This is a genomic window from Nocardia sp. NBC_01009 (genome assembly GCF_045208035.1).
In the GTDB taxonomy this organism is placed as follows: Bacteria; Actinomycetota; Actinomycetes; order Mycobacteriales; family Mycobacteriaceae; genus Nocardia.
Genome location: NZ_CP108695.1, coordinates 2,384,123 through 2,410,023 on the forward strand (window position 1 = coordinate 2,384,123; position 25,901 = coordinate 2,410,023).

A 25,901-nucleotide genomic window follows, 5' to 3' on the forward strand; every position below is an offset into this window, starting at 1 on the left:
GGCTGGGCGGATAGCTGTTCGGCTGGTTGGCTTGGGGTGAAGGCGGCGGATAGCTGTTGTGCGGGTAGGTATTCGGTGGATAGGTGGTCGGCACTACCGAACGGCGTGTGCCAGGCGGCTTATTTCGCGACCTATCGTGGCCTGGTCGCAGGGCACGATGTGGAATTCGTTGTACTGGCGGCGGTAGAGATAACGCCCGTCGCCGTCGACATCGAACCAGTTCAGGTACTCCGGTGTGGACGGTCGCGCACCGCGCAAGTCGCGGAGGGCTTCCAGGGTTCCGGACCCGGATCGGGGGGCGCGAAGCAGGCGGCAGATCCGGTCGGCCGCGGTTTCCTTTGTGCCGGTCCAGGATTCGAGGCCCACGCGCAGAAGCTCGAGGTCTTCGGCGATGGCGCGATGGCGACCGGGCGACACGTTGCCGAGCACGGCGGTGAACACCTTGGGCACGATCGCCGAGGTGCCGACCTCGATGACGACATTGCCACCGAAATCTTTTGTGGGGCCCGGGCGTTGGACCAGTGTTACGCCGATATCGGCGTCGATCGCGCCGTACGCCCGTATCGGACGGGTCCGGGTTCCGGTGAGCGCCAACGATGTTTCGGGATCAGCCGCCACCCGCAACACGGCCGATAGGTCCGGGTCGCCGTGCGGCGGGAGACGCTGGTCGAGCTGGCGGGTGAGCTGTTCGTGTTCGTCTTCCCACCGCGTCGACGCGATCAGGCGAAGCGGGAACGGATATCGATCCGCGCCCGTCTCCCGCCAGATATGCATGAACTCGTCGGACGTGAACTCCCACATCATTGGTAGTGGTCTTCGTTGCTCGAGCGCTGCGGCGGACTTTGCTGGGCTGCCGGCGCGTCATCGCCGATCGTCGGCGGCACCAGCCGCTGGGGTGCGCCGAGTAGTTCTTCTTCACGATTCACGATCAGGTAGTCGGGGGTTTTGCGAGCCGACTCGGAGTCGTCTTGCTTTTTCCCCGCACCGGCCGACGGCATGCCGGACATGCCGGGCCGACCGGCTGCCCCCGCGCGATTGGCCGCGGAAGCCGTTGCCGCGGCGGGACTTCCAGCGGTCGGTTGGCCGCTGATGCTGCGTCCTGGGCTCGGAGTACCGATCCCACCGGGCCCGGGTGTGCCGGGTTTGGGTGGGCCGCCACCTCCGGGTGGGGATGTGCCGGGGCCGCCGGGTGGAGACGTGCCGGGGCCGCCCGGCTGCCCCGAACCGAGCGCTCCCGCGTCGGGAACGGTCGCCGCGGCGGGCGCGGTACTGGCACTGGGGGTGGTGGGGGTCTGCGCCGATTGCTGCTCAGCGCCCGAATTCTGGCCGGACCCGGCGGGTTCCACCGAGGTCGGGGGCTCCGATGTCGGTTGATCGCCCGGGTTGCCGCCACCGCTGCCATTACCGCCACCGCCACCGCCACCGCTGCCATTGCCGCCGCCGGGATCGCCGCCGCCTCCACCGTCACCCGGCAACGAGACGGGCACGAAGGTTGGGACTCCGGTCCCGGCAGGCCCATAGGACGGTTTGTAGCTGTTGTTCATGGTGTCGATCGCCGTGCGGTAAAGCGCCTCCACACCGCGTTGATAGGCGACCTCAGAGCTGTCCCCGTCGCCTACCAGCCCCGCACCCACCGCGGAGATGATCACCTGCGCCGGGTCCAGCGTGGTGGCCGAGCCCGCTTGCCCTTGCGCCGCGCTCGGCGGGGGCACCGACATCTTGATGACCTCGGCGGCGTGCGCGACTCCCTTTACCCGGTGCCCGCAGGTGCTGATTACCTGCTGGACATCGCTGGCCTGCTGGTAGAACTTCTGCGCAGCGGCGACAGCCGCGTCGGCCATCTGTCCCTCTACACCGTCGGCCAGGGCCTTCTGGATTGCGATATGCATGCCGAGCAGTCCGCCGCTCAGCGTGTCGGCGATGCTGATCCATGTGTCGGCCTGCTGATGCATGACACCCGGACTCATCTGCGTGACGTTGCGGTAGATCTCCTCGTGCGTGTGTCCCTCGAACTGTTCCATCCGGGCGATATACGCCGGATCGGCACCGTTGTCGGAAACCGACTGCTGAGCCCCCTCCGCACCCTGCTGTTGGGCGCGTGACCGCGAACTCGGCTGGGCGACATCAGGTTTGTCCCCAGCGCCGAACGTGCTCAGTGCCGCCGGATTGTCATTGATATTGATATACGAGCCGGTCATCGTCAGTTGTCCTTGCCGATTTCCGGCTCGATGGTGGTTGCGATGTCGAGTAGTCCGACGCATGGGTCGGTACCCCGTGCAACCTGGTCGGTCAGATCGACTGCGATCTGTACGAAGCCCACCTTCGTTCGCACGTCGATCTGGCAGCTTCGTCGCAGTGCCGGGGTTGGGTCGCGGACCCATACGGCTTCGCGGCCATTGACGGTGGTCGGCTCGCTGTATGAGCCGACCTTCTTGAGGTCTTCATCCCAGGATGCGTTTCCCGAGTTCAAACTCAGGTCTTTTGTTGGCGAAGAAAAATCGCAGGTCAGGAAGCTGTACTCGGCGACCAGATCGTCACCGCGTTTTCGGGAGGCGGGTTCGAATCCTGCCTTTTGAATGGTTACATCACTGATCCAGGTGCAGGGATCGAAAACGACCTTTGATCGGCCTGTGCTAGCGGAGTATTTGTTGTCCTGTTGCGGCGGCTGGAGCTTTGGAGCCGTAAGCGTCGGCCGGGACGATTGCGTGCCGGTGGACGACGTGGTGGCCTGACCTGACTCTGCTGGGTGCTGCGCCGCGTCGTTGTCAGTTGTGCAGCCCGCCGCCAACGGGATCACCGACGCCGCTAGCAGTACCAGCACAGAACTGCGGATTCCCGCCATGGGGACTACACCTCCGGGGTAGCGGTGTTGATCGATTTCGCGTACATCGCGTCGGCTTCCTCCACCAATTGACCGGCCCGCAGGTAGGCCGCCGCCATCTTGAGGGCGGCCTCTCTCATCCCCTTGAGCGCCTCGGTCATCTTCCCTGCCTTGTCTGAAAACCCAGATTGAAGTTGCTGAGCTGAGTCGAACCCCCCAAAGCCATTGAGTCGGTGCAAATCGAGTGATCGTTTGATCTGCGGGTCCAGGGTCGTGTCGAGCAATCTGGTGTATACGTCCGCGCACCGTCGGGCGGCATCGGCCTCCATCCGAAATGTTCCCCCTACGGCGTCCTGGTACAGCGCGTTCGCCGCTGACTGCCCCACTTCCATCGACTGGCCCTCCCTTGGCATTTGCCCGCTCACTTTACTGGACGCACGACATAGGCGATCGGTTCCGTTGGGACGTGGGGGTCGGTTCGACCGGGATCGGTCCTGCGGTTTTGGCGCGTGTCGCGGCTCAGACGCCGAGTCCCACTCGGCCTGCGCACGGGGTCCGGGTTTGTAGCGGATCGGACCGGCGCGTCTAACGGGCCTGTGCCGGTGCCCAACTGCGGTGCGAAACCGCCGTGAAACGAAATTCTTCCTGGGGTTATGTGCTGATTGCATGAGAATTCGCGGGGTTGCCGCCCTGGGGGATGGTGGCGTGGTCTGCTGGTGCGAGCGATGAATCCTGATGGGAGGCGGGCATGTCGGAGGACGGATCGACGCTGGCGCGGCGACAGTTGGGAAAGTATCTGCGTACCGGGAGGGAGGAATGCGGGCTAACGCTCCATCAGGCGGCCGAGCTGATCGAGCGCAGTGCCAGCACGCTGCAACGTATCGAGAAGGGCGTGGTGTCGCATCTGCGCGGTGCCGACCTCGAGGCGCTGAGCAAGATCTACGAGTTCGACGCGGACCACGCAGCGGCGATGAACGGCCTTGCGGCACAGGCAAACGAGCAGAGCTGGTGGCGTGAGTACGGCGACGTGATTCCGAACGGCTTCCATATCTACGCAGGTCTGGAAGCCGCGGCATGCAAGCTGGCGACCTACGAGCCCGAATTTGTGCCGGGCTTGCTACAGACTTCCGCATATGCCAGTGGGGTGATACGTGCCGCGTATCCGGAGGACTGTGCCGAGGAGCATGCACGTCGGGTTCATTTCCGTATGCGGCGGCAGGCCCGTATCACTCGGAAATACAAGCCAGCAACGCTTGACGTCATCGTGCGAGAGTCGGTACTCAGGGGTGTGGTCGGCGGCCCCCGGGTCATGGCCACCCAGCTGAAGCATTTGTCGGACATGGGAACTCGGTCCAACGTCAGTGTGCGGGTGCTGCCGTTCAGCGTGGGTTCACCGTTGAGGGAGCAGGTTGGACCATTTGTTGTCCTCGAGTTCGGTGCCGACCAGAAGGGGAGGCAGATCGAACCGCCGGTCGTGTACTCGGAGTCCTACATAGGCGAGCTTTATCTCTCGAAACCTCATATCGTTCGGCGATATCATCAGGCATATGGTTGCCTTCAGCAAAGCTCCTTGGACGCTGTGGCCAGCCGAGAACTGTTGCGACAAGTAGCAAAGGAGTACGGGTCGTGGTGAACGAACAGTCAAATGTGTCGTGGTTCAAGAGCAGTCGCAGCGACGGCTCCAGGAACTGTGTCGAAGTCGCGTTTCTCCCGAATAGTCTCGTCGGCGTGCGTGATTCGAAGAACCCCTCCGGCCCGGCGCTGACGTTCACCACTGCCGAGTGGTCGGCCTTCACAAGCGCGGCAACGCGCGGCGAGTTCGATAGGTGACAGCACTGTCCGCGCTCTGCTGAGATCGATGGCTTCGAGTCCATTGAACCCTGACCCAAGCCCAAGCTTTCGGCTGTGGCACAACGCCATCGGCCGTGCGTCGCATACCAGCGAGCGGCGATCGGCAGCACCGCTGTGTATGTCACACTCATCTCGCGCAGGACCTCTATGAAGTTGATCTTTCGACGGACCACCTTCATACCCGAGGTTCTGCGCTTCCTCGTTGCACCACAACCACTTCCGGCCTGTCGCCAACTCAGGCCACCTGGCCGATCACCACCCAGAGAGGCTCAATGATCATCTTCGAGTTCTCCCGCCACGAGGACAATCCCGACGACCTGGGTCCGACCGGGTTCGACTTCGGCGACATGGAGGTCGTCGGCGATCTGGGCAGTGCCTCGTCCAAGGACGATGGCGTGGGCCCCATGATGATCTTTGTATCTGTCGGGGTGTTGCTCGACGAGCTGTGCACGCTGGTCGAGCGGGGACGAGGCGGATTCGACTACACGGGAATGTCCTCGTATTTCTCGCTCAACCTCACCCTCATGAAACGGAGGATGAGTGTTCGCGCCGGCCGCGTCAAGATCGCCGACACCGACGCCGCACAGGTCCTTGACGCTGTCTGGCAGGCCGTCAATGAGTTCGCCACTCGAGAGCTGCCGCTGCTCGACGCGGACGACGCCGGGCGGACTGACTTGGAGGGCTCTATGGCGGAGTTCTCACGGGCCATCCAGCGGCACGCAGAAGCCGAGTAGGATCGCAAGAACTCTTTCTACCGATACTCTGCTTTCCCATTGCACTACAACCCCTTCCGGCGTGTCGCCAGCTCGAGCCACCGAACCGACCACTACCCGGAAAGGCTCACTGAGACCCACTGTTGTCTCTGGTAGTGGTAGGAAGAAACGCCGTTCACCATAGGATTTACTCATCCTCGCAACGACCCGCCGCCCAGCGAGTCGCTGCGACAATTGCCCTCAGGGCAGGATGAAAAGGCTCATCTGCTACCGAGCGGCTTAGTCGGTTTGACACAGCGTTCATACAAAACGTGGAGCGAAGTGGCCTGCGCGAAGTAGATCGTGATTGACAAGAATTCCCAGTTCCCGTCCGAAAACTTGAGAATCGTTGCCACCACCACCGCCGCATATGTCGTGAAAAAAGCGCTTCGAAGTGTGACAAGGAGTCAACCCTGTGGCGGCTCTCGTCGGCTGATCGCGATCGCCATCGGCTGCACTGCCAACGCTAACCCGATCGCAACTCGCTGGATGGGACCGACTCCCGCCCATTCGCCGACGAATGTGAACATGAGTCCACACCCGATCAGGGTGGCCGGTGTTGCTCCGAGAACGAGTTCGAACAGGCGGAGCCCCCTTTCCCATGCGGCCACGCTGCGGAACCCTTCAATGGACACGATTACACGATCTTCCAGTTGGATTTGTTGTCCCCATCAACCGATGCATCACTGAAACTCGCCGCCTGCGAGTGGTTGTAGAACCCTCGGCCGGCCATCACTGCACCTCACGGCAACCGCTGGCCGTCGACGCGGACAGCGTTCTCTTCTCTGGAATCGGCATCAAACCCCCACTCGCGATACCTGCCGCCAATCCGGCGGACGCTGCCACCCTCGCTAGCGTCGTTCGGTTTGTCAATCGTGCCGACGCGATGCCGCTGCACGAAAGCCTTTGTAAGCCTTAGCTTGTGCGGAATCTGTTTCGCGTGTCGTTGCGGGTGGTGGCTGGTTGACGTCGTCGGAACTGCGCAAGATGCCCGGTCGCCGTCGCTGGCCCGCATCGCGGCAGATCGCTGAATCGATGGAACCAAGATCGTTGTTCGCGCGTCGAAACCAACGAACAAGAAAATTACCGATCTGATCCGCTGCTACTGGTGCCCAGAGGGGTGGCACCAGTAGCAGCAATGGTCAGAATCGCGACTTGTTCCTGCGGCGGGCGCCGAGGAGCAGGGCAAGTACGACCACGATGCCACCGACCACGAGCAGTGTTCTGGTGCCTGCACGATCGTTGTCCTCGGCACTGGCCTGTACCTCCTGATCGTTGTCCTTCGGCGGTGGGGACGCCAGCACCGCACCGGTTTTCGACGGCTTGGCGCTGCTGTCGGGGAGTTGACCGACGTCGGCACCCTTGGGGAGGGCGAAGCCGTAGTCGAGGAGGCGGGCGGCCTGGAGGAAGGGGCGTAGCGGCTTGACGTCGGCCTTCAGCAGCGTCACCGCGAGCCTGCGGCCGTCGCGTTCGGCGGCGGCGACGAAGGTCTGCCTGGCGTCGTCGGTGAAGCCGGTCTTGCCGCCGATCGCGCCCTCGTATTCGTACAGCAGGTGGTTGTCGTTGCCGATGGGGAAGCCGGGGTGGTCCTTGTCGTCGGGGTTCTCCGGGCTCTTGGGGTAGCCGGGGAAGTCGACCTCCTCGGTGTGGATGAGCTCGGCGAACAGCGGGATCGACATGGCCTCACGGAACAGCACCGTCAGGTCGTAGGCGGAGGTACTCATCCCGGGGCCGTCGAGGCCGGATGGGCTCGCGGTGCGGGTGTCCAAGGCGTGCAACGACTTTGCCAGTTCGTTCATCTGCGCCACCGCGCCCGCATCCCCGCCGAGCTGAGCCGCGATGGCGTGCGCGGCGTCATTGCCGGACGCCATGATCAGCGCCTGCATCAGCTGCCGGTTGGTGTAGCGGCCGCCGGGACCGATGCCGACCTTGGTGCCGTCGACGTTGGCGTCTTCCTGAGTGCCGGTGACCACCTTGTTCAGATCGAGTTTGCGCAGCGCCACCGTCGCGAGCAGCACCTTGATGGTGCTGGCCGGGCGGTAGCGGCCGTGCGGATCCTTGGCAGCGAGCACCTCGCCGGTGTCCAGATCCGAGACCAGCCAGGCCGTCGCCGAAATATCTTGTGGCACCGGCGGCGCGCCCTTGGGGATCACCACACCGCATTCGCCCATCCGCGCGCCGCCGAGCGGAGGGGAGGGCACGGGCAATGCCGACGGCGTCGGCTCGCCGGGCGAGGGCACCTCGGACTCGTCGATCGGCGCGGGCGGTCTGATCTTCTGCGGGCAGCCGTCGGTGTTCGGGGTGCTGAACGGCGCGGTCGTCGTGCTGCTCGGCGGTGTCGCGGGCGCCGGAGCCGCGGTGGCGCCCCCGGTCACGGCCGCAATGGTCAGTGCGGCGCCGAGGCACAGCGCGGTGCGGAGGTGAAAGTCCCGGATGCTCATCGGCAGAGAGCCTAATGGGCGCAGCCGGACTGAGTTCGGCTATGACTCGCCGGACGGCGCGGAGCGTGTCGGCGCGCCGCGCCAAGTATTGACAGACACTAGTAAATGAGAGTTACTATCAAAAAGATGTAACTACCATTTATTGGAGCCTCATGAATACGGACTCGACCCGCCGCTGGCTGGCGCTCGGTGCGCTGGCGGTCGCCATGCTGACCATCGGCCTCGACATCACGGTGCTGACCGTCGCGTTACCCACGCTGGCTGTAGACCTGAATGCGAATAACGGTGCGCTGCAATGGTTCAGCACCTCCTACACGCTGGCGCTCGCCGCGGTGATGCTGCCCGCCGGCGCGCTCGGGGATCGGTACGGCCGCAAGAAGATCCTGCTCGGGGCGCTGGTCCTGTTCGGTGCGGCCTCGCTGGCCTGCGCATTCGCCGCGACCGCCGGTCAGCTCATCGCGGCACGGGTGGTGCTCGGTGTCGCGGCGGCGGCGATGATGCCGCTGTCGTTGGCCGTGCTGCCGGTGCTGTTTCCGAGCTCGGAGGAGCGGGCGCGGGCCATGAATATCTGGATCACCTCGACGGCATTGGGGTTGCCGCTCGGTCCGATCCTGGGCGGCTGGCTGATCGACAACTTCTGGTGGGGCTCGGTCTTCCTGATCAATGTCCCGATGGTCGTGCTCGGCGCGGTCGCGGTTGCGGGTCTGGTTCCGGAGTCACGCAATCCCGACCGGCGTCCGCTGGATCTGCCGGGCACGGTGTTGTCCGTGGCCGGAATGCTCGGTGTGACTTACGGATTCATTCGCCTCGGCGACGAGGGCTGGGGCAACGGGCTCGGCTGGGGCGCGCTGATCGCCGGTGCGATTGTGCTCGCACTGTTCATCGGGTGGCAGCGCCGGACGGCCTTCCCGCTGATCGATCTCGGCCTGTTCACCAGCCGTGGCTTCCGCTGGGGCGCGGTGTTCGCCGTCCTCATCACCTTCGGGATGTTCGGCCTGTTCTTCACCGTGCCGCAGTACTACCAGGCCGTGCTCGGTACCGACGCGCTCGGCAGCGGACTGCGATTGCTCCCCATGATCGGCGGCCTGCTGGTCGGATCGCGGCTCAGCGACGGTCTGCTGCCGAAGCTCGGTGCGCGACTGATGGTGGCGGCGGGCCTGGTGGTGCTCGCGCTCGGACTCGGTCTGGGCGCGCTGACCTCGGTCGGCACCGAGTACTGGTACGCCGCGGTCTGGATCGGCCTGGTCGGTGCGGGCATGGGGCTCGGTCTGCCGGTGAGCATGGCGGTTGCGATGGACGACCTCGAGGTAGCCCGCGCCGGCATGGGCTCGGCACTGTTGCAAGCGTTGCGGCAAGCGGCGGGCACGATCGCGGTGGCGCTGCTCGGCACGGTGTTGGCCACCGTCTACCGCAGCGAACTCGGCGACCTGAACGTCGACCCGATCAGCGACAGCGTGAATTCCGGTGTTGCCGTAGCCAAGTCGACCGGCGAAGCGGGCATGCTCGAACATGTGCAGTCGGCATTCGTCAGTGGAATGGGAGCGATGCTGTGGGTGTGCGCGGCCATCAGCGCCGTCGCGGTCCCGCTGGCACTCTGGGTGCTGCCGCGTCGATCGGTGGCGGTCCGAGCCGACGAGGCGGTGCCTGCGGCGCTCACCGACGTCGATGCGACAGAATCGACACATGTCGGTTGAACTACCCGGTGACGGGCCCGCTGTGCCCGGACTGCGGGAGCGGAAGAAGGAACGGACCCGCCGGACGATTCGTGTCGAAGCGTTCCGGCTATTCCGTGAGCAGGGCTACGGCGAGACCACGATCGAGCAGATCGCCGCGGCGGCCGAGGTCTCGCCGAGCACCTTCTTCCGCTATTTCCCGACCAAGGATCAGTTGGTGCTCGCCGATGACCTCGATCCACTGATGATCGAGGCACTGCGAGCGCAACCGCTGGACGTTGCGCCGCTGACCGCCTTCCGTAATGCGGCCGCCGGGGTCTTCGCGAATCTGCCCGAGGCGGAGGTGGCGTTCGAGCAAGAGCGGCAGGCGCTGCTCTATCACGTGCCCGAATTGCGTTCGGCCATCGGAGCCGAGTTCGAGCGCAGTATCGAGTTGATGGCGGGCATGTTGGCTGAGCGGATGGGCAGGGACCCGATGGACTTCGAGGTGCGGGTGGCGACGGGTGCGATCGCGGGCGCCGCATTGGCGATCGGGACCACCTCGCCCCTCAACGCCGAGAACCTCACTCGCGCACTGGATTTCCTCGAGGCAGGGCTGCCGCTCGGCAAGACTGAGCCGACCGAGCGGCCCTGACGTGCCTGCGCGGAAGAATTAGGAGGACTTCGTCACCGGGCAGCCGTGGGCCAGGGGGCCGAGCAGCTTGTTGTTGTCGTAGAAGTGCTCCAGTTCGAGGATGCGCAGATCGTCGGAGACCCTGGCGATGGTCACACCGAACATCTCGATCTGTTCGCCGGTCGGCTGGTGGTCTTTGTAGGCGCCGTCGTAGTTGCCCCAGTGGCGCCAGCGAAAGGTGACGGCGGGCGGGCCTGCCAGTACTTCGAGGACCTCCCAGAAGAAGCCGTTCGGGAATGCGGTGTGGAACGTCTGGTGCGAGGACTCGAAGGTCTCGGCATCCACCTCGTAGTACGGGTTGTCGCCGATGAGGATGTTGTAGCTGCCGATCCTGGCGAACTCCTCGGCGTTCTGCCATGGGCCGCCGTTCACCCGGCCGCGGTAGTGCGCTGCCACCAGCGAAACCCAGGTCGCCGGATCCTTCTTGTGTGAGACCTCCATCTCGAACACCCGCACCAGGTCCTCGACGATGGCCTCCAGTGAGCCCGCCTCGTGGTTGGTGGTGCGCTCGCGCGGCACGATCTGGTTGGTCAGGTGGTAGTCCGGTGGCGCGCCGCGCCAGTCTTCGGCGGGCGTCGCCGCGACCACGGCATCGCGGCCTTGGAGCCACAGTGGTGTTTCTGCCTCAGGTGTGGAATCTGTTGTATCAACGGACATTTCGGCTTCCCGCCCCTTTCGCGTGCGATCAACGCGTCGAAGGTAACAGCCGCTCGATCGGTTGTCTCGACATGTTTCGGGGCGTGCGACGGCAATGAGCCCTGGCGCGCAGCGGTGGCCAGGGACGATGTCACGGGTTGTGGAATGTCACAGTTTCATCGGTGGAAACCGTTGGGGGTGAATGCTTTCCATGCTTCGGCGGGTTCGGGGCCGACACCGACCCGCTGATTTCAACGGGAATGGGCCGCGGCTCGCAACGGAGTGTCGTCGTCCATGGTGGCGAAGAAACCGCCGATGACATCCTCGATCTCGGACACCGATTCGGCGCAGTACAGCACGGGCTGATAGTGGGTGATGTCGTAGGTCGCGGTGCCCATCGCGACCACGTCGAGCGGGCGCAGATCAGCATGGCGGAACTCTTCGATCTCGCCGTAGGACGACAACAGTCCGGCTCCGTAGCACCGGACTTCGCCGTGCTCGCGGACCACGCCGAACTCCATCGAGAACCAGAAGACATCGGCGAGGAACTTCAATGCGGTATCGGTGCCGAGCCGGGCGACGGCCGCGCCGACCGTCTCGTAGATCGCGGCGAAACGCGGGCTGGCGATCTGGTTGGCGTGACCGATGATCTCATGGATGGCGTCCGGCTCCGGGGTGTACAGCGGAGCCGAGTGGTGCCGAATGTACTGGGTGGAGTGGAAGGTGCGATCGGCGAAGGAGCCGAAGAACTCGCGCAGCGGCACCAGCCCTGCGGCCGGGACGTAGCGGAAGCCGGTCAGCGGGGTCAGCGCGGCGGAGACCTCGTCGAGTTGGGGGATGCGGTCCTGCGGGAGCCCGAGCCGAGCCGAGGCCTCCAGGACTTCCGTGCAGGCGTACCGCTCGTGCTTGCGGGCCAGTTCGGCCGAGACGATGCGCCACACTTCCTGTTCTTCTGCGGTGTAGTCGACCCGCGGCACCGGCTTGCCGGGTCCGTAGTCCAGTGCCTGCGCGGCGATCGCGTTCCGGCGTGCCCGGTAGTCCGGGTCGTGCACGCCGGGGTGCTCATCGCTCAGGTGCACCGTTACGTCGCCCGTGCCGCTGCGGGTCACAGGCGAATACAGCTGAGCCTCGGTGAACATGCCTCCAGGCAAGCACTGCTTGGGCCCGCCGACAACAAAAGCCCAGCCAGATGCGCAAATTGCCTAGCTGGAAGGGCTTTTGGACGCTCTTCCCGGCGCCGATGGCGGCATCGGGAGGTGTTTCTGATCAGTAGTGACCAGAGCCGCGATTGCTCGTGCACCCACCGGTCCTGCGGGCTGACGCCGCGGACTATGTGCGATTCACCGGACATGATCCTCCTTTATGACGCAAGATGGCGAATGTACGAAGGAGGACGCATGAGAACCGTGCGGATCGATCTCGACCAGAAGTTGTTGGCCGCGGCCGCCTCTATCATGGGCACCTCATCCAGCAACGCCACCATCAACGAGGCCCTGCGCCGAATTGTGGTGCACGAGCGACAGCTTCATCATCTGGAGCGGCTGGCTGCGGGTGTGTTGTCCGCGCTGCCGGGACCGGAAGTCATCACTGTGGCCGACGGCTAGCCCGGGCGCGGGCGGCGGAGTTCGGTCGCCGCGAAGGAAGTAGACGTCCGGCCGGTGTGGCGGGCGGTACCGGATCGATCAGGGAGTGACTGTCTCCCCGAATCCCGGCAGGTATCGGCAGTGGGCAACATGTCGGTGAGCACTGGCATGATCCGAGGATCGCACCGCATTCGAGGGGGATCTGATGTCGGTACCCATTGCCAACCTGCCATACGGTCAACGACCACGTGAGCGGCTGCTCGCGCTCGGTCCGCAGGCGCTCAGCGACGGCGAGCTGCTCGCATTGTTGCTTCGCCAGGGTCGGCGCGGTGAGAGTGTGCTGGAAATGGCCATCGATCTGCTCGCCGAATACGGCGGGCTGACCGGCCTGGCCGGAGCGCGCCCCGAGGAACTGTCCCGCCGCACCGGAGTGGGCGTGGCAAAGGCCGCTGCGGTGGTTGCCGCTTTCCACCTCGGCTCGCGAGCGCGCAACAGCCCTGAGGTCGTATGCCGTTTGGACGGCGCTGCGGATGTCGTGCGGGTCGCGGGGCCGCTGTTTGCAGGCGCCCGCGTCGAGCGGCTCCTCGTGCTCGTCTGCGATGTCCAGAATCGATTGCGGCAGAAGGTATTCGTCGCGGAAGGCGCCATCGACCAGGTGGCTGTCCCGGTCCGCGAAATCCTCAATACCGTGCTTCGTCACGACGGTCGAGCTTTCGCGCTCGTGCACAATCACCCCTCCGGCGACCCGACGCCGAGCTTCGACGACCGGCGTGCCACAACGTTGCTCACCGAAGCCGCCGCGACTGTCGGCTTGCGATTTCTGGCGCACGTGGTGATCGCGGGGGAGCGGTGGGCGAGCGTTCCGGCGCTCACTCGCAGCTGAGGGCTTCCCAGTCCCGGTAAACCGGTCGGTTGCTCAGCTGGAGGATCTGGGTTAGACCGAGTGTTTACCAGGCCGTTGCCGAACGCTCGTCTCAATAGCACAGACTCGGTGCCGGATCCTCGACAGCGAAAGCGTTGGTGCTGATGACTATTGACCACTTCGCGGCACGAAACGCCTATCAGCATGGGGTATTTCCGGACGATCACGGCAGGTTCGGCGAATTCGGCGGTAGGTACGTTCCGGAAGGTCTGATGGCCGCGTTGCTGGAGTTGGACGAGGCCTACAGTCTGGCCCGCATCGATCCCGGCTTCATCGACGAGCTCGCGGCTTTGCTGCGCGACCGAGTCGGCCGCCCGACGCTGTTTCACCAGGTGCCGCGATTCGCCGAATCGCTTGCGGTGCCGGGGCTGCGGGTCTATCTGAAGCGCGAAGACATGGCACACACCGGCGCACACAAGATCAACAATGCGCTGGGGCAGGTACTGCTGGCCAAACGGATGGGCAAGAGTCGGATCATCGCCGAGACCGGTGCGGGCCAGCACGGTGTCGCGGTCGCGACGGTGTGCTCGATGCTCGGCCTGACCTGCGTGATCTACATGGGCGCCGACGATATGCGACGACAGGCATCCAATGTGGTGCGGATGAGCATGCTCGGCGCCGAGGTGCGCGCGGTGCACACCGGCAGTCGCAGGCTCAAAGACGCGATCAGCGAATCGGTCCGCGACTGGGTGGCGAACGTGGAGACCACCTACTACCTGTTCGGTACGGCGGCGGGCCCGGCGCCGTACCCGAAGATCGTGCGCGATTTACAAACGGTGATCGGCATCGAGGCCAGGGCTCAGATCTTGAAATCGGAAGGGCAACTGCCCGACTACGTCATGGCCTGCGTCGGCGGCGGCAGCAACGCCATCGGTCTGTTCCACTCGTTCGCCGACGATCCGCAGGTCCGGTTGATCGGTGTCGAGGCCGCAGGCCGGGGCATCGAGACCGGCGAACACGCGGCCAGTCTCAGCGCGGGCAGCCCCGGCGAAATGGACGGCGCCTACAGCTATCTCCTCCAGGACGAAGACGGTCAGATCAGCCGAACCCACAGCATCGCGGCGGGCCTCGACTACCCGGGCGTCGGCCCCGAACTCAGCTACCTCAAGGACACCGGCCGTGTCACCTACCGAGCCGCGAACGACGAAGCCGCGCTGCGGGGCATGCAGGCACTCAGTCGCAGCGAAGGCATCATCGCCGCCCTCGAATCCGCCCATGCCGTCGGATATTTGATGGAAATGGCCGAGGACGGCGAGCTGCCTGCGGATTCGGTGATCGTGCTCGGCCTGTCCGGTCGCGGTGACAAGGATCTGGCGATCGCGGCACAGCGATTGGGTGTCGGAGCCTGACGGCGGTGTGTGCCGCCTGCCGTTGTCGGCCTGCCATGTTTCTCGGGCCTGTGATGGCGCGGAGATCAGTTCGCCGGGCTCGGGTTGCGGAAGGTCAGCGCGACGAGGAAGGTCAGCACGGCAATCCCGACTGCCGCGCCGTTGCAGTTATGTGGGCGTTGTCGAGTGGTCCCCATCGCTGGGATCTTTTCCGTCGATCGCGGGATCGGCGGGAAACCAGATGCAGCCCAGGGGGATTCGCGCTTCAGCGGTGGTGAACGACAGCGGCCTGCATCGCTGTGACCGGCCGGGCCGATGGCAGGATGGCGATCATGACCAATCGACGACTCGCGCTTGCCGGATTGCTCGCCCTACCCGCACTGGCGGGAACACTCGCCTCCGGCGCCACTGCCACCGCCGCACCGGGGGCTGAACCCCCGACGATCGAGGTCTTCACCCTGCCCGGAACCGTATCGGCGACATTCCACAACCCGAACGACCGGGGCGTCTGCTGGGCGTTCAACGAAGCCACCGGAGAGATATTCGGCGGCAACAACCCCACCTCCTTCGCCGAAGCGGGTCAGACGGTTCAGTCCTCGCTGGGCGGGCTCCCGACCGGACAGGTGCGAGTGCGTGGTGCGTGCGCATGGTCGCGCCCGACCGGCAACCACGACTATGCGTCGACGACAGACGTGATCATTGTCGATGTGACCGGCAAGCCGCCGACCGGCAGCTTCGGCTGACCTGCGCAGAGATACTCGGCCGAATCTGCGACATCTACTGAGCCGACACCCAACGCCTCGTCCCCGGTCTCTGGTGAATGTCGAGCATCAGTCGGGGAGTGACCGCGGCAGCCCGAACCGTGGGAGCACGCTGTTGTCGAATCGGGTGATGGCGCAGATCCGGTCGCCGGCGAGGGTGAGGACGATGATGCCGGTCGCGTGGCGGATGCCGTCGGGAGCGCGGAGGTAGGCCCCGAACGCAGGCTGACCATTTGCCCGCGTCGGCACGAAGTCATAGGTCCGGCCCTGGCCGATGATGCTGGCGTAGAAGCGGGCCACGGCGTCACGGCCGTGGTATTCGAGGGGAATCGGCGGCATGGAGACGCGGACATCGGTGGTGAGCAGTGCGACAAGCGCTTCGATATCGCCGGCCTGGTAGGCGCTGACGAACTTTGCCGCGAGTGCTTGCTCGGCAGGTGAGTGGGGCGCGGGCGCCGGATCCTCGCTCGGCGGCAGCCGCTGCTGAAGGCCGGCGCGGGCTCGTTTGAGGAGGCTGTTGACCGAACCGACGGTCACATCGAGCATGTCGGCCACCTCGTCGGCGTGGTATCCGAGGACCTCTCGCAAAATGAGGACGGCCCGCTGGCGGGCAGGCAGGATCTGTAGCGCGGTCACGAAGGCCAGGGATATCGATTCGGTCTGTTCATAACGTGCCTCGGGGCCGAGGGGCACGTCGATCCCGCCCTCGAGGAGGGCATCGGGATACGGCTCCAGCCAGACGATTTCGCCGAGCCGATTCGGCTCCGGCGGCTCAACTCCGGGGATGTCCCACTCCTTGGCCGGGCGTCGGCTGGCCGAGCGCAACGCGTTGAGGCAGCGGTTGGTGGCGATCCGGTAGAGCCAGGTGCGAATCGAGGCGCGTCCCGCAAACCCGTCGAGGCCTTGCCAGGCGGCCAGCAGCGTGTCCTGCAGTGCGTCCTCGGCGTCCTGGAAGGACCCGAGCATGCGGTAACAGTGCACCTGTAGCTCGCGACGGTGCGGTTCGGTCAGCTCTCGGAACGCGGCGCCGTCTCCGGCCCGAGCCCTGGCGATCAAGTCGGTGCTCACCACGTGCCATCACTCCACCCTCGCGTCACATCTTTCTCCAGTCTCCTAGTCGACCTCTCTATAGAGACACCGCCCGAGCCGCGAACTGGGCGGTGACTGTGCGCCCAGTTTCTCGACGGCTCGGTGTCTACCTCTTCGACAGTGTGATTCGTTGCGAGGAGTTTGTATGACAATCGCCGACAAAGTGGTTCTGGTGACCGGTGCCAACCGCGGTATCGGAAAGGCGCTGGTCGAGGAGGCCCTGCGCAGAGGTGCCCGGCGGGTGTACGCGGGGACACGCCAGCCCATGGACCACCCGGACGCGCGCGTCACGCCGCTGACGCTCGACGTGACAGACGCCGAGCAGATTCGGGCAGCTGTCGAGAGCGTCGAATCCCTCGACATTCTCATCAACAACGCGGGCGTGTGTTTGTACGACGAGGTGAGCGATCGTGCCGCGATCGACCAGTCCCTCGCCGTCAACTTCTACGGCATGTATGACATGACCCTGGCCTTCTTGCCCCTGCTCACCCGTTCTGGCGGCGCCATCGTCAATGGTCTTTCGCTGGCTGCCTTGGCCCCGTTGCCGGTGATTCCGGCCTACTCGATCTCCAAGGCGGCCGCGTTCTCCCTGTCGCAATCGTTGCGCGCCTTGCTGGCAGGTCAGGGCGTGCGTGTTCATGCCGTCCTGACCGGCCCCGTCGACACGGACATGAACGCGGCCTTCGACATTCCGAAGGCCGCGCCGGAGTCCGCGGCACGAGGCATCTTCGACGGACTCGAGAAGGGTGAGGAGGACATCTTCCCCGATCCGATGTCGGCGTCCGTGGCCGAGGGTTGGCTCGGCGGTGCCGCCAAGGCGCTCGAGCGCCAGAACGCGTCTTTTGTCGTCACACCCGTTGTGGCATGAACAACCCGCCACCAGGAAATGGAGCGAACCATGAATGCAGAAAGCTACACAACCACCTTCACGGTCGATCGAACACCGGCAGAAGTATTCAATGCCATCACCAACGTTCGCGGCTGGTGGTCGGGGGAGATCGAAGGCGGTACCAGCGAACTCGGCGATGAGTTCACCTACCGCTACCAAGATTTACACCATTCCAAGCAGCGGATAACGGAATCCATCCCCGGCGAACGGGTCGTGTGGCTTGTTGTCGAAGGCGGCCCAAATTTTGTCGAAGACAGAACCGAGTGGAAGGGCACAAGGATTTCTTTCGAGCTGTCCGAGAAAGATGAAGGGACACAGGTTCGCTTCACGCACTTCGGTTTGGTCCCGGAGTACGAGTGTTTCGATGCCTGCTCGGATGCGTGGGGCTCCTACATCAACGGCAGTTTGCGGAACCTGATCGTGGCGGGGACTGGGCGGTCGGGCCATGAGTGACCTGTCGAGCCGGACCACACTCGTAGTCGGCGCCGGTCGCGGCCTGGGTCGAGGGATCGCTGCCGCATTCGCCGAGGCGGGTGCTCCCGTGGTCGCCGTCGCCAGGACCGGCTCTGAACTCGCCGAGCTGGCCGCGACCAATGCCGGCGTTCGGACCGAAACCGCGGATGCGGCAGACGCGACGGCGGCATGGAGCTTGCTGGACCGATACGAGCCGGAGGTCCTCATCCTGGTCGCCGGCGCCAACCCGGTCATGCGTCCGCTCCAGCACCAGACGTGGGAAACCTTCTCCGTGAACTGGCATTCCGACGTCAAGATCGCGTTCACCTGGCTTCGGGAGGCACTGCTGAAGCCACTGCCGCCTGGCAGCAGGGTGGTGGTGGTGAGCAGCGGGGCCGCCATCAACGGATCACCTGCCAGCGGTGGTTACGCCGGGTCCAAGGCCACTCAGCGTTTTATCGCGGCGTACACACAAGATGAATCGCGCCGTGCCGGCCTGGACATCACCCTGACGACGATCATGCCCAGGATGACTCCACACGGAGACGTGGGCAGACGAGGCTTTCGGGCCTACGCGGCCCGCAGCGGTCGCACCGAAGAGGAATTCCTGCAGGCATCGGGCGACCTGTTGACCCCCGAGATAGCGGGGTCCGCCCTGGTGGAACTGGTTCGGGCCGACCCCGAGACCAGCGCCCCCGAGTACATGCTCACCGCGGCCGGGCTACAGCAGTTGCCGTGACCCGTGGCGCGGGAGGCGATACCCGTCGGTTCCGCGCCGCCCGCTTACGGGAACGACGAAGGCCGCCTTCATCTTTCGATGGAGGCGGCCTTCGTTCTACTGAACCGGGTCGGAAAGGCTAGCGGGCGAACAGCAGTGCGCGCTTGACTTCCTGGATGGCCTTGGTGACCTCGATGCCGCGGGGGCAGGCGTCGGTGCAGTTGAAGGTGGTGCGGCAGCGCCAGACCCCTTCGACGTCGTTGAGGATGTCGAGGCGCTCGCGGGCGGCTTCGTCGCGGCTGTCGAAGATGAAGCGGTGGGCGTTCACGATCGCGGCCGGGCCGAAGTAGCTGCCGTCGGTCCAGTACACGGGGCAGGAGGTGGTGCAGCAGGCGCAGAGGATGCACTTGGTGGTGTCGTCGAACCTGGCGCGGTCGGCCTGGCTCTGGATGCGTTCGCGGGTCGGCTCGTTACCCGAGGTGATCAGGTAGGGCTTCACCGCACGGAACGCGTCGAAGAACGGCTCCATGTTCACCACGAGGTCCTTCTCCACGGGCAGGCCGCGAATGGGCTCGACGGTGAGGGTGATGGACTTGCCGTCCTTGGGCAGCATGTCCTTCATCAGCACCTTGCAGGCCAGCCGGTTCACACCGTTGATCCGCATGGCGTCGGAGCCGCACACACCGTGCGCACAGGAGCGCCGGAAGGTGAGCGTGCCGTCCAGGTAGGACTTGATGTAGATCAGCACGTTCAGGAAGCGGTCGGTCGACAGAACCGGCACCTGGAACGACTCCCAGTGCGCGCCCTTGTCGTCCTCCGGGTTGAACCGGGCAACCTTGACGGTGACCATGACCGAACCCTCGGGGATCGGCGCGGGCTTCTGTGATGAGGGTGCTTCGGCTACAGCAGTCATCAGTACTTACGCTCCATCGGCTCGTAGCGGGTCTGCACTACCGGCTTGAAGTCGAGGCGGATATCGGAGATGAGCTCCGCGCCCTCCTTGTAAGCCATCGTGTGCCGCATGAAGTTCACGTCGTCGCGGTCCGGGTAGTCCTCGCGGGCGTGGCCGCCGCGTGATTCCTTGCGGTTGAGCGCACCGACCACGGTGACCTCGGCCAGCTCGAGCAGGAAGCCCAGCTCGACGGCCTCGAGCAGGTCGCTGTTGTAGCGCTTGCCCTTGTCCTGCACCGTGATCCGCTTGTAGCGATCCTTGAGTGCATGGATATCGGTGAGGGCCTGCTTGAGGGTGTCCTCGGTCCGGAACACGGCGGCATTCATGTCCATCGTGTACTGCAGCTCGGTGCGGATGTCGGCGACGCGCTCGTTGCCGTGGTCGGACAGGATCAACGCGAGCCAGTCCTGCACCATCTGCGCCGGGTTCTCCGGCATGTCCACGAATTCGGAGCGCTGCGCGTACTCCGCGGCGGCGATGCCCGCGCGGCGGCCGAACACGTTGATGTCCAGCAGCGAATTGGTGCCGAGACGGTTGGAGCCGTGCACCGAGACGCACGCGCACTCGCCCGCCGCGTACAGGCCGGGCACCACGTCGGTGTTGTTGCGCAGCACCTCGCCGCGGATCTTGGTCGGGATGCCACCCATCACGTAGTGACAGGTCGGCATGACCGGCACCAGCTCGGTCACCGGGTCCACACCCAGGTAGGTGCGGGCGAACTCGGTGATATCGGGCAGCTTCTCCTCGAGCACGTCCTCGCCGAGGTGGGTCACGTCGATGTAGACGTAATCCTTGTTCGGTCCCGCGCCGCGACCCTCGAGCACCTCGAGCACCATCGAGCGGGCGACGATGTCACGCGGCGCGAGGTCCTTGATGGTGGGGGCGTAGCGCTCCATGAAGCGCTCACCGCTGGCGTTGCGCAGGATGCCGCCCTCACCGCGGACGGCTTCGGAGATGAGGATGCCGAGTCCGGCCAGACCTGTCGGATGGAACTGGTGGAACTCCATGTCCTCCAGCGGCAGACCCTTGCGGAACACGATCGCCATGCCGTCACCGGTCAGCGTGTGCGCGTTCGAGGTGGTCTTGTACATCCGGCCCGAACCGCCGGTGGCGAACACGATCGACTTCGCGTGGAAGACGTGGAGGTCGCCGGTGGCCAGCTCATAGGCGACGACGCCGGTCGCGACGGGGCCGCGGTCGGAGTCGGTCAGCACCAGGTCGAGCACGTAGAACTCGTTGTAGAACTCCACGTCGTGCTTGACGCAGTTCTGGTAGAGGGTCTGCAGGATCATGTGACCGGTGCGGTCGGCGGCGTAGCAGGCGCGGCGGACCGGGGCCTTGCCGTGATCGCGGGTGTGCCCGCCGAAGCGGCGCTGGTCGATCTTGCCCTCGGGCGTGCGGTTGAACGGCAGACCCATCTTTTCCAGGTCCATCACCGCGTCGATGGCCTCCTTGGCCATGATCTCCGCGGCGTCCTGGTCGACCAGGTAGTCACCACCTTTGACAGTGTCGAAGGTATGCCATTCCCAGTTGTCTTCTTCGACGTTGGCCAGTGCGGCGCACATGCCACCCTGCGCCGCACCGGTGTGGCTGCGGGTCGGGTACAGCTTGGTCAGCACGGCGGTTCGCGCCCGGGGCCCGGCCTCGATCGCCGCGCGCATGCCGGCGCCACCGGCACCGACGATCACGACGTCGTAGCGATGCTCCTGAATCCGCGATTCACTCATGCCTGCACCTCGCTGCGCTCGGTTCCGGCATGTGTGAAACACGCCGTGTCGATGATTCGTTCGCTGCGCTCACTCATCGGAGGTGGCCTGTTCCTAACTGATGTTGGGGTCGAAGGTGAAGATGACGTAGGTGCCGACGCCAACCACGAGGACCATCGAGATGGCCAGCGCGGTGTTCAGCCAGAACCGGGTCGAGTCCTTGCGGGAGTAGTCCGCGATCACCGTGCGCAGGCCGTTGCCGCCGTGCAGCTGAGCCAGCCACAGCATGGTGAGGTCCCAGAACTGCCAGAACGGGCTGGACCAGCGACCGGCCACGAAGGCGAAGTTCAGTCGCTTCACGCCGCCGTCGAGCAGCAGCATGATCGCCATGTGACCGAGCACGAGCACGATCAGCAGCAGGCCGGAGAACCGCATGAACAGCCATGCGTACTTCTCGAAGTTGCCGGTCGACCGCGACCGCGGGGACCGCGGCAGATCGAGGCTCGCAGGCCGGTCATAGGACTTACCGATAACGGGTGCGCTCATAGTGATCAGTGCTCCGTGAACAGGTAGAAGAACTGACGCCCGATCGCGGGTACCGCCAGCAGGAACCAGACCGCGAGGATGATCCAGAGCATCAGACGCTGGTACTTCGGTCCCTTGGACCAGAAGTCGACCAGGATCACGCGGACGCCGTTGAGCGCGTGGAACAGCACGCAGACGACAAGGCCCATCTCCATCAGCGCGACGAGGGGGTTCTTGTAGATCTCGATTGCCTCGTTGTAGGTATCGGGGCTGACCCGAACCAGTGCGGTGTCCAAGACGTGCACGAAGAGGAAGAAGAAGATGGTGACACCGGTGATCCGGTGCAGCGCCCAGGACCACATTCCGGGGTCGCCTCGGTACAGCGTCTTCCGCTTCGGCTGTGCCGGAGCTTCTATCGTGGTCATAGAGTGCGGTCGCCTCCAACGTCGTTGATGGACCCGGTTACAGATCCGACGCCGGCATGCAAAAAGGGGCGAATGCCCAGGTGGCTGCGTTTTGCTGTGCCAAAGAGCTAACGCGGGGCCCGCCGCCGGGAACCTGAACCGATCTGTTGTGGACTCTAATCCCCTCGCAATGCCGGAACTAATTCGGCGTGCCGTGCGTTGCGCGACATTCCGGAGAGTTAGGTTTACCTTTCTTGATGCGTGAAGGGTTGCGCGGCAGTCCTCGCGCGGCCCGATTCGGGCTGGTTCACGGGAGGTCGTCGATGTCGGAAATCGACTGGAATATATTGCGCGACAATGCAATTCGAGTCATGCGCAACGCCTATGCGCCGTACTCGCGGTTCCCGGTCGGCGCGGCGGCGCTCAGTGCCGACGGTCGAATTGTAAGCGGATGCAATGTGGAAAATGTCTCATATGGGTTGGGCCTGTGTGCCGAATGCGTACTCATCGGTAACTTATTTTCGGGTGGTGGCGGCCGCTTGATAGCGGTCTCTGTGGCCGATTCTCGCGGCGAAATCCTGATGCCCTGTGGGCGGTGCCGGCAGTTGCTCCACGAGCACGGCGGCGCCGATCTTTTGATCGACCACAAGTCCGGACCCGTTGCGCTGCGAACCTTGCTGCCCGATGCCTTCGGTCCCGACGACCTGGACGCCGGGCAGCAGTAACTATCGGCCCCAGCCTTCGAACGAATGATGCGGCGAGGCTATCGGAGGCCGCCGACAGGAACCAGGGCTCGAACGTGTCCCGTGCCAGACTGGCGGCTGTGACGGCATGGGACGCGGTTTCGATCATCACCACCAAGCGGGACGGCGGGGAGCTGTCGGACGCGCAGATCGACTGGGTGGTCGACGGATTCACCAAGGGGGCGGTGGCCGACGAGCAGATGGCGGCGTTGGCGATGGCCATTGTCTGGCGAGGGATGACGCGGCGCGAGACCGCGCGCTGGACCGCCGCGATGATTTCCTCCGGCCGTCGGATGGACTTCACCGATCTGCCGCGGCCGACGGTGGACAAGCATTCGACGGGCGGCGTCGGGGACAAGATCACGCTGCCGCTGGCGCCGTTGGTCGCGGCCTGTGGTGCGGCGGTGCCGCAGCTGTCCGGGCGGGGGCTCGGCCACACCGGCGGCACGCTGGACAAGCTCGAGGCCATCGCCGGCTGGCGGGCCGATGTGTCAGTGCCGCGGATGCGCGAGATATTGACAGATCCCGACATCGGCGCCGTGGTGTGCGCGGCGGGCGCCGATCTGGCTCCCGCGGACAAGCGGCTCTACGCGTTGCGCGATGTCACCGGGACTGTCGAATCCATTCCGTTGATAGCCAGTTCGATCATGAGCAAGAAGATCGCCGAGGGCACCGCCGCGCTGGTGCTGGATGTGAAGGTCGGCGCGGGCGCGTTCTTGAAGACCATCGAGGGCGCCCGCGAATTGGCGACGGCGATGGTCGAACTCGGCACCGACGCGGGAGTGCGAACCGTCGCGCTGCTGACCGCGATGGACACTCCACTCGGACGCACCGCGGGCAATGCGCTCGAGGTCGCCGAGTCGGTGGAGGTGCTCGCGGGCGGCGGGCCTGCCGATGTCGTCGAGCTGACCCTCACCCTGGCTCGGGAGATGGTCGCGCAGGCCGGGCTCGACGTCGACCCCGCCGATGCACTGGCCGACGGCCGCGCCATGGACCACTGGCGCGCCATGATCCAGGCACAGGGCGGCGACCCGGACGCGCCGCTACCCCGCGCGAAGCACACCGAAATCGTGCGCGCCGAGCACGACGGGGTGCTCACCGGCCTCGACGCCATGGGTGTCGGTATCGCCGCATGGCGGCTCGGCGCGGGCCGCGCCAGGCAGGGCGACCCGGTGCAAGCCGGTGCGGGCATCGAGATGCATGCCAAGCCGGGTGATTCCGTCACCGCGGGCCAACCCGTGCTCACCCTGCATACCGATACTCCGGAGGCGTTCTCCGGCGCTGTGGCGGCGCTGGAAGGAGCTATCACGATCGATGAGGTGGGACCGAAGCTGGACGCGCCGTTGATTCTCGGACGAATCGGTCACTGACTCGATCGGCATCTCTGCGGCCGACCGCGATCCCGTACCGAGTGTCGCTACCGGCCTTGCCGCGCACGCGCCGACGTGGGCATCGCCATGCCGCTGACCACATGGTTGCGCTTGCCGGGCTGCCCACCGACGCTGCCCGCCTGACTTGTCGGCCCCGGAGCAACAAGTCTCCTCCGCCACCATGATCATCGGCGGCCTCCTGATGTGCCGACGTTGGCACGCATATCGGTCGAATGCCTTGGCTGCCAAGGGAACCCGTCGCCACCGCAATCGGATGCCCGATGCGGCCGGTCGGGAACGCCAGCACGTCGGCGGCGGTTTCGGTGCGTGGCCCCGAATACCGCATCCGGTGGCGAACGGCCACTCGAGCAATTCGGATGAGGTCGACGTCTCGACGCGGCGCGCCCGAGAGGGCAATCACAAGTGATGACGCGCACCAAGTGGGCTGCCGCAGCGGTGACATGCAGCTAACGTGTGGTCATGACAGGACCGATGCCTTTGACCCTTGCCTCGATCCGCCAAGCTCCCAAAGCGCTGCTGCACGACCACCTCGACGGTGGCCTGCGACCCGCGACGGTTCTGGAGCTCGCCGCCGATTGCGGTTACGACGACCTACCCGCCTCCGACGAGACGGCGCTGGCCGCGTGGTTCCGCGACGCGGCCGACAGCGGTTCGTTGGAGCTCTATCTGGAAACCTTCGCCCACACCGTCGCGGTGATGCAGACACCGGAGGGTTTGCGCCGGGTCGCTCGCGAATGCGCGGAAGACCTGGCCGCCGACGGCGTGGTGTACGCCGAGGTGCGCTTCGCGCCCGAACAGCACCTGGAGCGCGGCCTGACCCTGGACGAGGTGGTCGAGCACACCCTGGCCGGCTTCCGCGAGGGCGAGGCGGCGGCCGCGGCGGAGGGCCGCCCGATCGTGGTGGTCTGCCTGCTCACCGCCATGCGGCACGCGGCGCGCTCGCGGGAGATCGCCGAGCTCACCGTGCGTTTCCGTGATCGTGGCGTCGGCGGTTTCGATATCGCGGGCGCGGAGGCGGGTTTCCCGCCGAGCAGACATCTCGATGCTTTCGAATACATGCGCGCCAACAGTGCGCACTTCACCATTCACGCGGGTGAGGCCTTCGGTCTGCCCTCGATCCACGAGGCCCTCGCCTTCTGTGGTTGCGACCGGCTCGGCCACGGCGTGCGGATCACCGACGACATCGCTGTGCCGGGCGCGATCGAGGACGCCAGCCTCGGCCTGGTCGCAAACTATGTGCGCGATATGCGGATTCCGCTCGAGCTGTGTCCGTCGTCGAACGTGCAGACCGGTGCGGTTCCCTCGCTGGACAAGCATCCCTTCGACCTGCTTGCCCGACTGCGTTTCCGCGTCACCGTCAACACCGACAACCGGCTGATGAGCGACACCAGCATGAGCAAGGAGATGGCGAAGCTGGTCGACACCTTCGGCTACGGCTGGAGCGACCTGGAACGTTTCACCATCAACGCCATGAAGTCGGCCTTCATCCCGTTCCCGGAACGTCTGCGCATCATCGACGACATCATCAAGCCGGGTTACGCAGTTTTGCTCGGATAGCCATGGCGGCAAGGGCTTTCGCGCGTGTCCGGC

The 25,901-nt window shown here is 65.1% G+C and carries 27 protein-coding genes; 15 read left to right on the top strand and 12 right to left on the bottom strand.

Features of this window, described 5'->3' with window-relative positions:
- Positions 1-93 precede the first annotated feature (93 nt).
- Genes OHA42_RS10490 through OHA42_RS10505 form a run of 4 tightly spaced genes read right to left on the bottom strand, consistent with a single transcriptional unit; the run spans position 94 to position 3,213 of the window.
- Complete coding sequence (locus tag OHA42_RS10490) at positions 94-804, bottom strand: ESX secretion-associated protein EspG (protein ID WP_406236574.1); 711 nt, start codon at positions 802-804, stop codon at positions 94-96.
- The gene (locus tag OHA42_RS10495) at positions 801-2,198 is read right to left on the bottom strand and encodes a hypothetical protein (protein WP_406236575.1); all 1,398 of its coding nucleotides are present in this window, start codon (positions 2,196-2,198) and stop codon (positions 801-803) included. The genes OHA42_RS10490 and OHA42_RS10495 overlap by 4 nt, the downstream gene beginning before the upstream one ends.
- 2 nt (positions 2,199-2,200) lie before the next feature.
- Positions 2,201-2,842 (bottom strand): DUF3558 domain-containing protein, encoded by a 642-nt coding sequence (locus tag OHA42_RS10500; protein WP_406236576.1) that lies wholly within the window; start codon positions 2,840-2,842, stop codon positions 2,201-2,203.
- A 5-nt stretch (positions 2,843-2,847) separates the two neighbouring features.
- Entirely contained in the window at positions 2,848-3,213 is a 366-nt protein-coding gene (locus OHA42_RS10505; RefSeq protein ID WP_406236577.1) for a hypothetical protein, read from the bottom strand.
- A gap of 356 nt (positions 3,214-3,569) precedes the next feature.
- Between OHA42_RS10505 and OHA42_RS10510 the strand changes: the two genes are divergently transcribed.
- The 3 genes from OHA42_RS10510 (at position 3,570) to OHA42_RS10520 (ending at position 5,406) form a co-directional block, all read left to right on the top strand.
- The gene (locus tag OHA42_RS10510) at positions 3,570-4,454 is read left to right on the top strand and encodes a helix-turn-helix domain-containing protein (RefSeq protein WP_406236578.1); all 885 of its coding nucleotides are present in this window, start codon (positions 3,570-3,572) and stop codon (positions 4,452-4,454) included.
- A 14-nt stretch (positions 4,455-4,468) separates the two neighbouring features.
- A complete protein-coding gene (locus OHA42_RS10515) occupies positions 4,469-4,651 on the top strand; it encodes a DUF397 domain-containing protein (RefSeq protein WP_406239269.1) in 183 nt (60 codons plus the stop codon).
- Between the two features lie 293 nt (positions 4,652-4,944).
- Entirely contained in the window at positions 4,945-5,406 is a 462-nt protein-coding gene (locus tag OHA42_RS10520; RefSeq protein WP_406236579.1) for a hypothetical protein, read from the top strand.
- A gap of 1,160 nt (positions 5,407-6,566) precedes the next feature.
- Here the strand turns inward: OHA42_RS10520 and OHA42_RS10525 are convergent.
- Entirely contained in the window at positions 6,567-7,865 is a 1,299-nt protein-coding gene (locus OHA42_RS10525) for a D-alanyl-D-alanine carboxypeptidase family protein (RefSeq protein ID WP_406236580.1), read from the bottom strand.
- A gap of 152 nt (positions 7,866-8,017) precedes the next feature.
- Between OHA42_RS10525 and OHA42_RS10530 the strand changes: the two genes are divergently transcribed.
- Entirely contained in the window at positions 8,018-9,559 is a 1,542-nt protein-coding gene (locus OHA42_RS10530; RefSeq protein WP_406236581.1) for an MFS transporter, read from the top strand.
- On the top strand, positions 9,549-10,172 hold the full coding sequence (locus OHA42_RS10535; RefSeq protein WP_406236582.1) for a TetR family transcriptional regulator: 624 nt from the start codon (positions 9,549-9,551) through the stop codon (positions 10,170-10,172). The genes OHA42_RS10530 and OHA42_RS10535 overlap by 11 nt, the downstream gene beginning before the upstream one ends.
- Positions 10,173-10,190: 18 nt before the next feature.
- Here the strand turns inward: OHA42_RS10535 and OHA42_RS10540 are convergent, their stop codons facing one another.
- Both OHA42_RS10540 and OHA42_RS10545 read right to left on the bottom strand, forming a co-directional pair.
- Positions 10,191-10,868: an ester cyclase gene (locus tag OHA42_RS10540; RefSeq protein ID WP_328409570.1), complete on the bottom strand. Its 678-nt coding sequence runs from the start codon at positions 10,866-10,868 to the stop codon at positions 10,191-10,193.
- 230 nt (positions 10,869-11,098) lie between these two features.
- Positions 11,099-11,986, bottom strand: coding sequence for a phenylalanine 4-monooxygenase (locus tag OHA42_RS10545; protein WP_406236583.1), 888 nt, complete (start codon positions 11,984-11,986; stop codon positions 11,099-11,101).
- A gap of 258 nt (positions 11,987-12,244) precedes the next feature.
- Between OHA42_RS10545 and OHA42_RS10550 the strand changes: the two genes are divergently transcribed.
- The 4 genes from OHA42_RS10550 (at position 12,245) to OHA42_RS10565 (ending at position 15,423) form a co-directional block, all read left to right on the top strand.
- The gene (locus OHA42_RS10550; protein ID WP_328409574.1) at positions 12,245-12,451 is read left to right on the top strand and encodes a type II toxin-antitoxin system VapB family antitoxin; all 207 of its coding nucleotides are present in this window, start codon (positions 12,245-12,247) and stop codon (positions 12,449-12,451) included.
- A 184-nt stretch (positions 12,452-12,635) separates the two neighbouring features.
- Positions 12,636-13,313 carry a RadC family protein gene (locus OHA42_RS10555; RefSeq protein ID WP_406236584.1) on the top strand — a complete coding sequence of 226 codons (678 nt, stop codon included), beginning with the start codon at positions 12,636-12,638 and terminating at the stop codon, positions 13,311-13,313.
- A gap of 143 nt (positions 13,314-13,456) precedes the next feature.
- A complete protein-coding gene (gene trpB / locus OHA42_RS10560; RefSeq protein WP_406236585.1) occupies positions 13,457-14,701 on the top strand; it encodes a tryptophan synthase subunit beta in 1,245 nt (414 codons plus the stop codon).
- A 311-nt stretch (positions 14,702-15,012) separates the two neighbouring features.
- On the top strand, positions 15,013-15,423 hold the full coding sequence (locus tag OHA42_RS10565) for a hypothetical protein (RefSeq protein WP_406236586.1): 411 nt from the start codon (positions 15,013-15,015) through the stop codon (positions 15,421-15,423).
- Positions 15,424-15,510: 87 nt separating this feature from the next.
- Here OHA42_RS10565 and OHA42_RS10570 read toward each other — a convergent pair whose 3' ends face one another.
- Positions 15,511-16,512, bottom strand: coding sequence for a sigma-70 family RNA polymerase sigma factor (locus tag OHA42_RS10570; protein WP_406236587.1), 1,002 nt, complete (start codon positions 16,510-16,512; stop codon positions 15,511-15,513).
- A 181-nt stretch (positions 16,513-16,693) separates the two neighbouring features.
- Here OHA42_RS10570 and OHA42_RS10575 point away from each other — a divergent pair, with 181 nt between their 5' ends.
- Genes OHA42_RS10575 through OHA42_RS10585 form a run of 3 tightly spaced genes read left to right on the top strand, consistent with a single transcriptional unit; the run spans position 16,694 to position 18,611 of the window.
- Positions 16,694-17,398 (top strand): SDR family NAD(P)-dependent oxidoreductase, encoded by a 705-nt coding sequence (locus OHA42_RS10575; RefSeq protein WP_406236588.1) that lies wholly within the window; start codon positions 16,694-16,696, stop codon positions 17,396-17,398.
- Between the two features lie 30 nt (positions 17,399-17,428).
- On the top strand, positions 17,429-17,872 hold the full coding sequence (locus tag OHA42_RS10580; protein ID WP_406236589.1) for an SRPBCC domain-containing protein: 444 nt from the start codon (positions 17,429-17,431) through the stop codon (positions 17,870-17,872).
- Positions 17,865-18,611 carry an SDR family NAD(P)-dependent oxidoreductase gene (locus OHA42_RS10585; RefSeq protein ID WP_406236590.1) on the top strand — a complete coding sequence of 249 codons (747 nt, stop codon included), beginning with the start codon at positions 17,865-17,867 and terminating at the stop codon, positions 18,609-18,611. Before OHA42_RS10580 ends, OHA42_RS10585 begins: the two co-directional genes overlap by 8 nt.
- Positions 18,612-18,729: 118 nt before the next feature.
- Here OHA42_RS10585 and OHA42_RS10590 read toward each other — a convergent pair whose 3' ends face one another.
- From OHA42_RS10590 to sdhC, 4 genes are all read right to left on the bottom strand, one after another.
- Positions 18,730-19,503 (bottom strand): succinate dehydrogenase iron-sulfur subunit, encoded by a 774-nt coding sequence (locus tag OHA42_RS10590; RefSeq protein ID WP_328409593.1) that lies wholly within the window; start codon positions 19,501-19,503, stop codon positions 18,730-18,732.
- Positions 19,503-21,269 carry a succinate dehydrogenase flavoprotein subunit gene (gene sdhA, locus OHA42_RS10595; protein ID WP_406236591.1) on the bottom strand — a complete coding sequence of 589 codons (1,767 nt, stop codon included), beginning with the start codon at positions 21,267-21,269 and terminating at the stop codon, positions 19,503-19,505. The genes OHA42_RS10590 and sdhA overlap by 1 nt, the downstream gene beginning before the upstream one ends.
- Positions 21,270-21,362: 93 nt before the next feature.
- Complete coding sequence (locus OHA42_RS10600) at positions 21,363-21,794, bottom strand: succinate dehydrogenase hydrophobic membrane anchor subunit (RefSeq protein WP_406236592.1); 432 nt, start codon at positions 21,792-21,794, stop codon at positions 21,363-21,365.
- A 5-nt stretch (positions 21,795-21,799) separates the two neighbouring features.
- The gene (gene sdhC / locus OHA42_RS10605; protein WP_406236593.1) at positions 21,800-22,198 is read right to left on the bottom strand and encodes a succinate dehydrogenase, cytochrome b556 subunit; all 399 of its coding nucleotides are present in this window, start codon (positions 22,196-22,198) and stop codon (positions 21,800-21,802) included.
- A 302-nt stretch (positions 22,199-22,500) separates the two neighbouring features.
- On the opposite strand from sdhC, the gene OHA42_RS10610 reads away from it, so the two are divergent.
- The 3 genes from OHA42_RS10610 to OHA42_RS10620 all read left to right on the top strand — a co-directional run bounded on the left by OHA42_RS10610 (position 22,501) and on the right by OHA42_RS10620 (position 25,868).
- A complete protein-coding gene (locus OHA42_RS10610; RefSeq protein WP_328409600.1) occupies positions 22,501-22,902 on the top strand; it encodes a cytidine deaminase in 402 nt (133 codons plus the stop codon).
- Between the two features lie 98 nt (positions 22,903-23,000).
- Positions 23,001-24,290 (top strand): thymidine phosphorylase, encoded by a 1,290-nt coding sequence (locus OHA42_RS10615; protein ID WP_406236594.1) that lies wholly within the window; start codon positions 23,001-23,003, stop codon positions 24,288-24,290.
- A 480-nt stretch (positions 24,291-24,770) separates the two neighbouring features.
- The gene (locus OHA42_RS10620) at positions 24,771-25,868 is read left to right on the top strand and encodes an adenosine deaminase (protein WP_379058370.1); all 1,098 of its coding nucleotides are present in this window, start codon (positions 24,771-24,773) and stop codon (positions 25,866-25,868) included.
- The last annotated feature ends 33 nt before the right edge of the window (positions 25,869-25,901 follow it).

Coding starts and splice junctions, on each gene's coding strand:
- OHA42_RS10490 (WP_406236574.1), bottom strand. CDS start 804: ATGATGTGGGAGTTCACGTCCGACGAGTTCATGCATATCTGGCGGGAG.
- OHA42_RS10495 (WP_406236575.1), bottom strand. CDS start 2,198: ATGACCGGCTCGTATATCAATATCAATGACAATCCGGCGGCACTGAGC.
- OHA42_RS10500 (WP_406236576.1), bottom strand. CDS start 2,842: ATGGCGGGAATCCGCAGTTCTGTGCTGGTACTGCTAGCGGCGTCGGTG.
- OHA42_RS10505 (WP_406236577.1), bottom strand. CDS start 3,213: ATGGAAGTGGGGCAGTCAGCGGCGAACGCGCTGTACCAGGACGCCGTA.
- OHA42_RS10510 (WP_406236578.1), top strand. CDS start 3,570: ATGTCGGAGGACGGATCGACGCTGGCGCGGCGACAGTTGGGAAAGTAT.
- OHA42_RS10520 (WP_406236579.1), top strand. CDS start 4,945: ATGATCATCTTCGAGTTCTCCCGCCACGAGGACAATCCCGACGACCTG.
- OHA42_RS10525 (WP_406236580.1), bottom strand. CDS start 7,865: ATGAGCATCCGGGACTTTCACCTCCGCACCGCGCTGTGCCTCGGCGCC.
- OHA42_RS10530 (WP_406236581.1), top strand. CDS start 8,018: ATGAATACGGACTCGACCCGCCGCTGGCTGGCGCTCGGTGCGCTGGCG.
- OHA42_RS10535 (WP_406236582.1), top strand. CDS start 9,549: ATGTCGGTTGAACTACCCGGTGACGGGCCCGCTGTGCCCGGACTGCGG.
- OHA42_RS10540 (WP_328409570.1), bottom strand. CDS start 10,868: ATGTCCGTTGATACAACAGATTCCACACCTGAGGCAGAAACACCACTG.
- OHA42_RS10545 (WP_406236583.1), bottom strand. CDS start 11,986: ATGTTCACCGAGGCTCAGCTGTATTCGCCTGTGACCCGCAGCGGCACG.
- OHA42_RS10550 (WP_328409574.1), top strand. CDS start 12,245: ATGAGAACCGTGCGGATCGATCTCGACCAGAAGTTGTTGGCCGCGGCC.
- OHA42_RS10555 (WP_406236584.1), top strand. CDS start 12,636: ATGTCGGTACCCATTGCCAACCTGCCATACGGTCAACGACCACGTGAG.
- trpB (WP_406236585.1), top strand. CDS start 13,457: ATGACTATTGACCACTTCGCGGCACGAAACGCCTATCAGCATGGGGTA.
- OHA42_RS10565 (WP_406236586.1), top strand. CDS start 15,013: ATGACCAATCGACGACTCGCGCTTGCCGGATTGCTCGCCCTACCCGCA.
- OHA42_RS10580 (WP_406236589.1), top strand. CDS start 17,429: ATGAATGCAGAAAGCTACACAACCACCTTCACGGTCGATCGAACACCG.
- OHA42_RS10585 (WP_406236590.1), top strand. CDS start 17,865: ATGAGTGACCTGTCGAGCCGGACCACACTCGTAGTCGGCGCCGGTCGC.
- OHA42_RS10590 (WP_328409593.1), bottom strand. CDS start 19,503: ATGACTGCTGTAGCCGAAGCACCCTCATCACAGAAGCCCGCGCCGATC.
- sdhA (WP_406236591.1), bottom strand. CDS start 21,269: ATGAGTGAATCGCGGATTCAGGAGCATCGCTACGACGTCGTGATCGTC.
- OHA42_RS10600 (WP_406236592.1), bottom strand. CDS start 21,794: ATGAGCGCACCCGTTATCGGTAAGTCCTATGACCGGCCTGCGAGCCTC.
- sdhC (WP_406236593.1), bottom strand. CDS start 22,198: ATGACCACGATAGAAGCTCCGGCACAGCCGAAGCGGAAGACGCTGTAC.
- OHA42_RS10610 (WP_328409600.1), top strand. CDS start 22,501: ATGTCGGAAATCGACTGGAATATATTGCGCGACAATGCAATTCGAGTC.
- OHA42_RS10620 (WP_379058370.1), top strand. CDS start 24,771: ATGACAGGACCGATGCCTTTGACCCTTGCCTCGATCCGCCAAGCTCCC.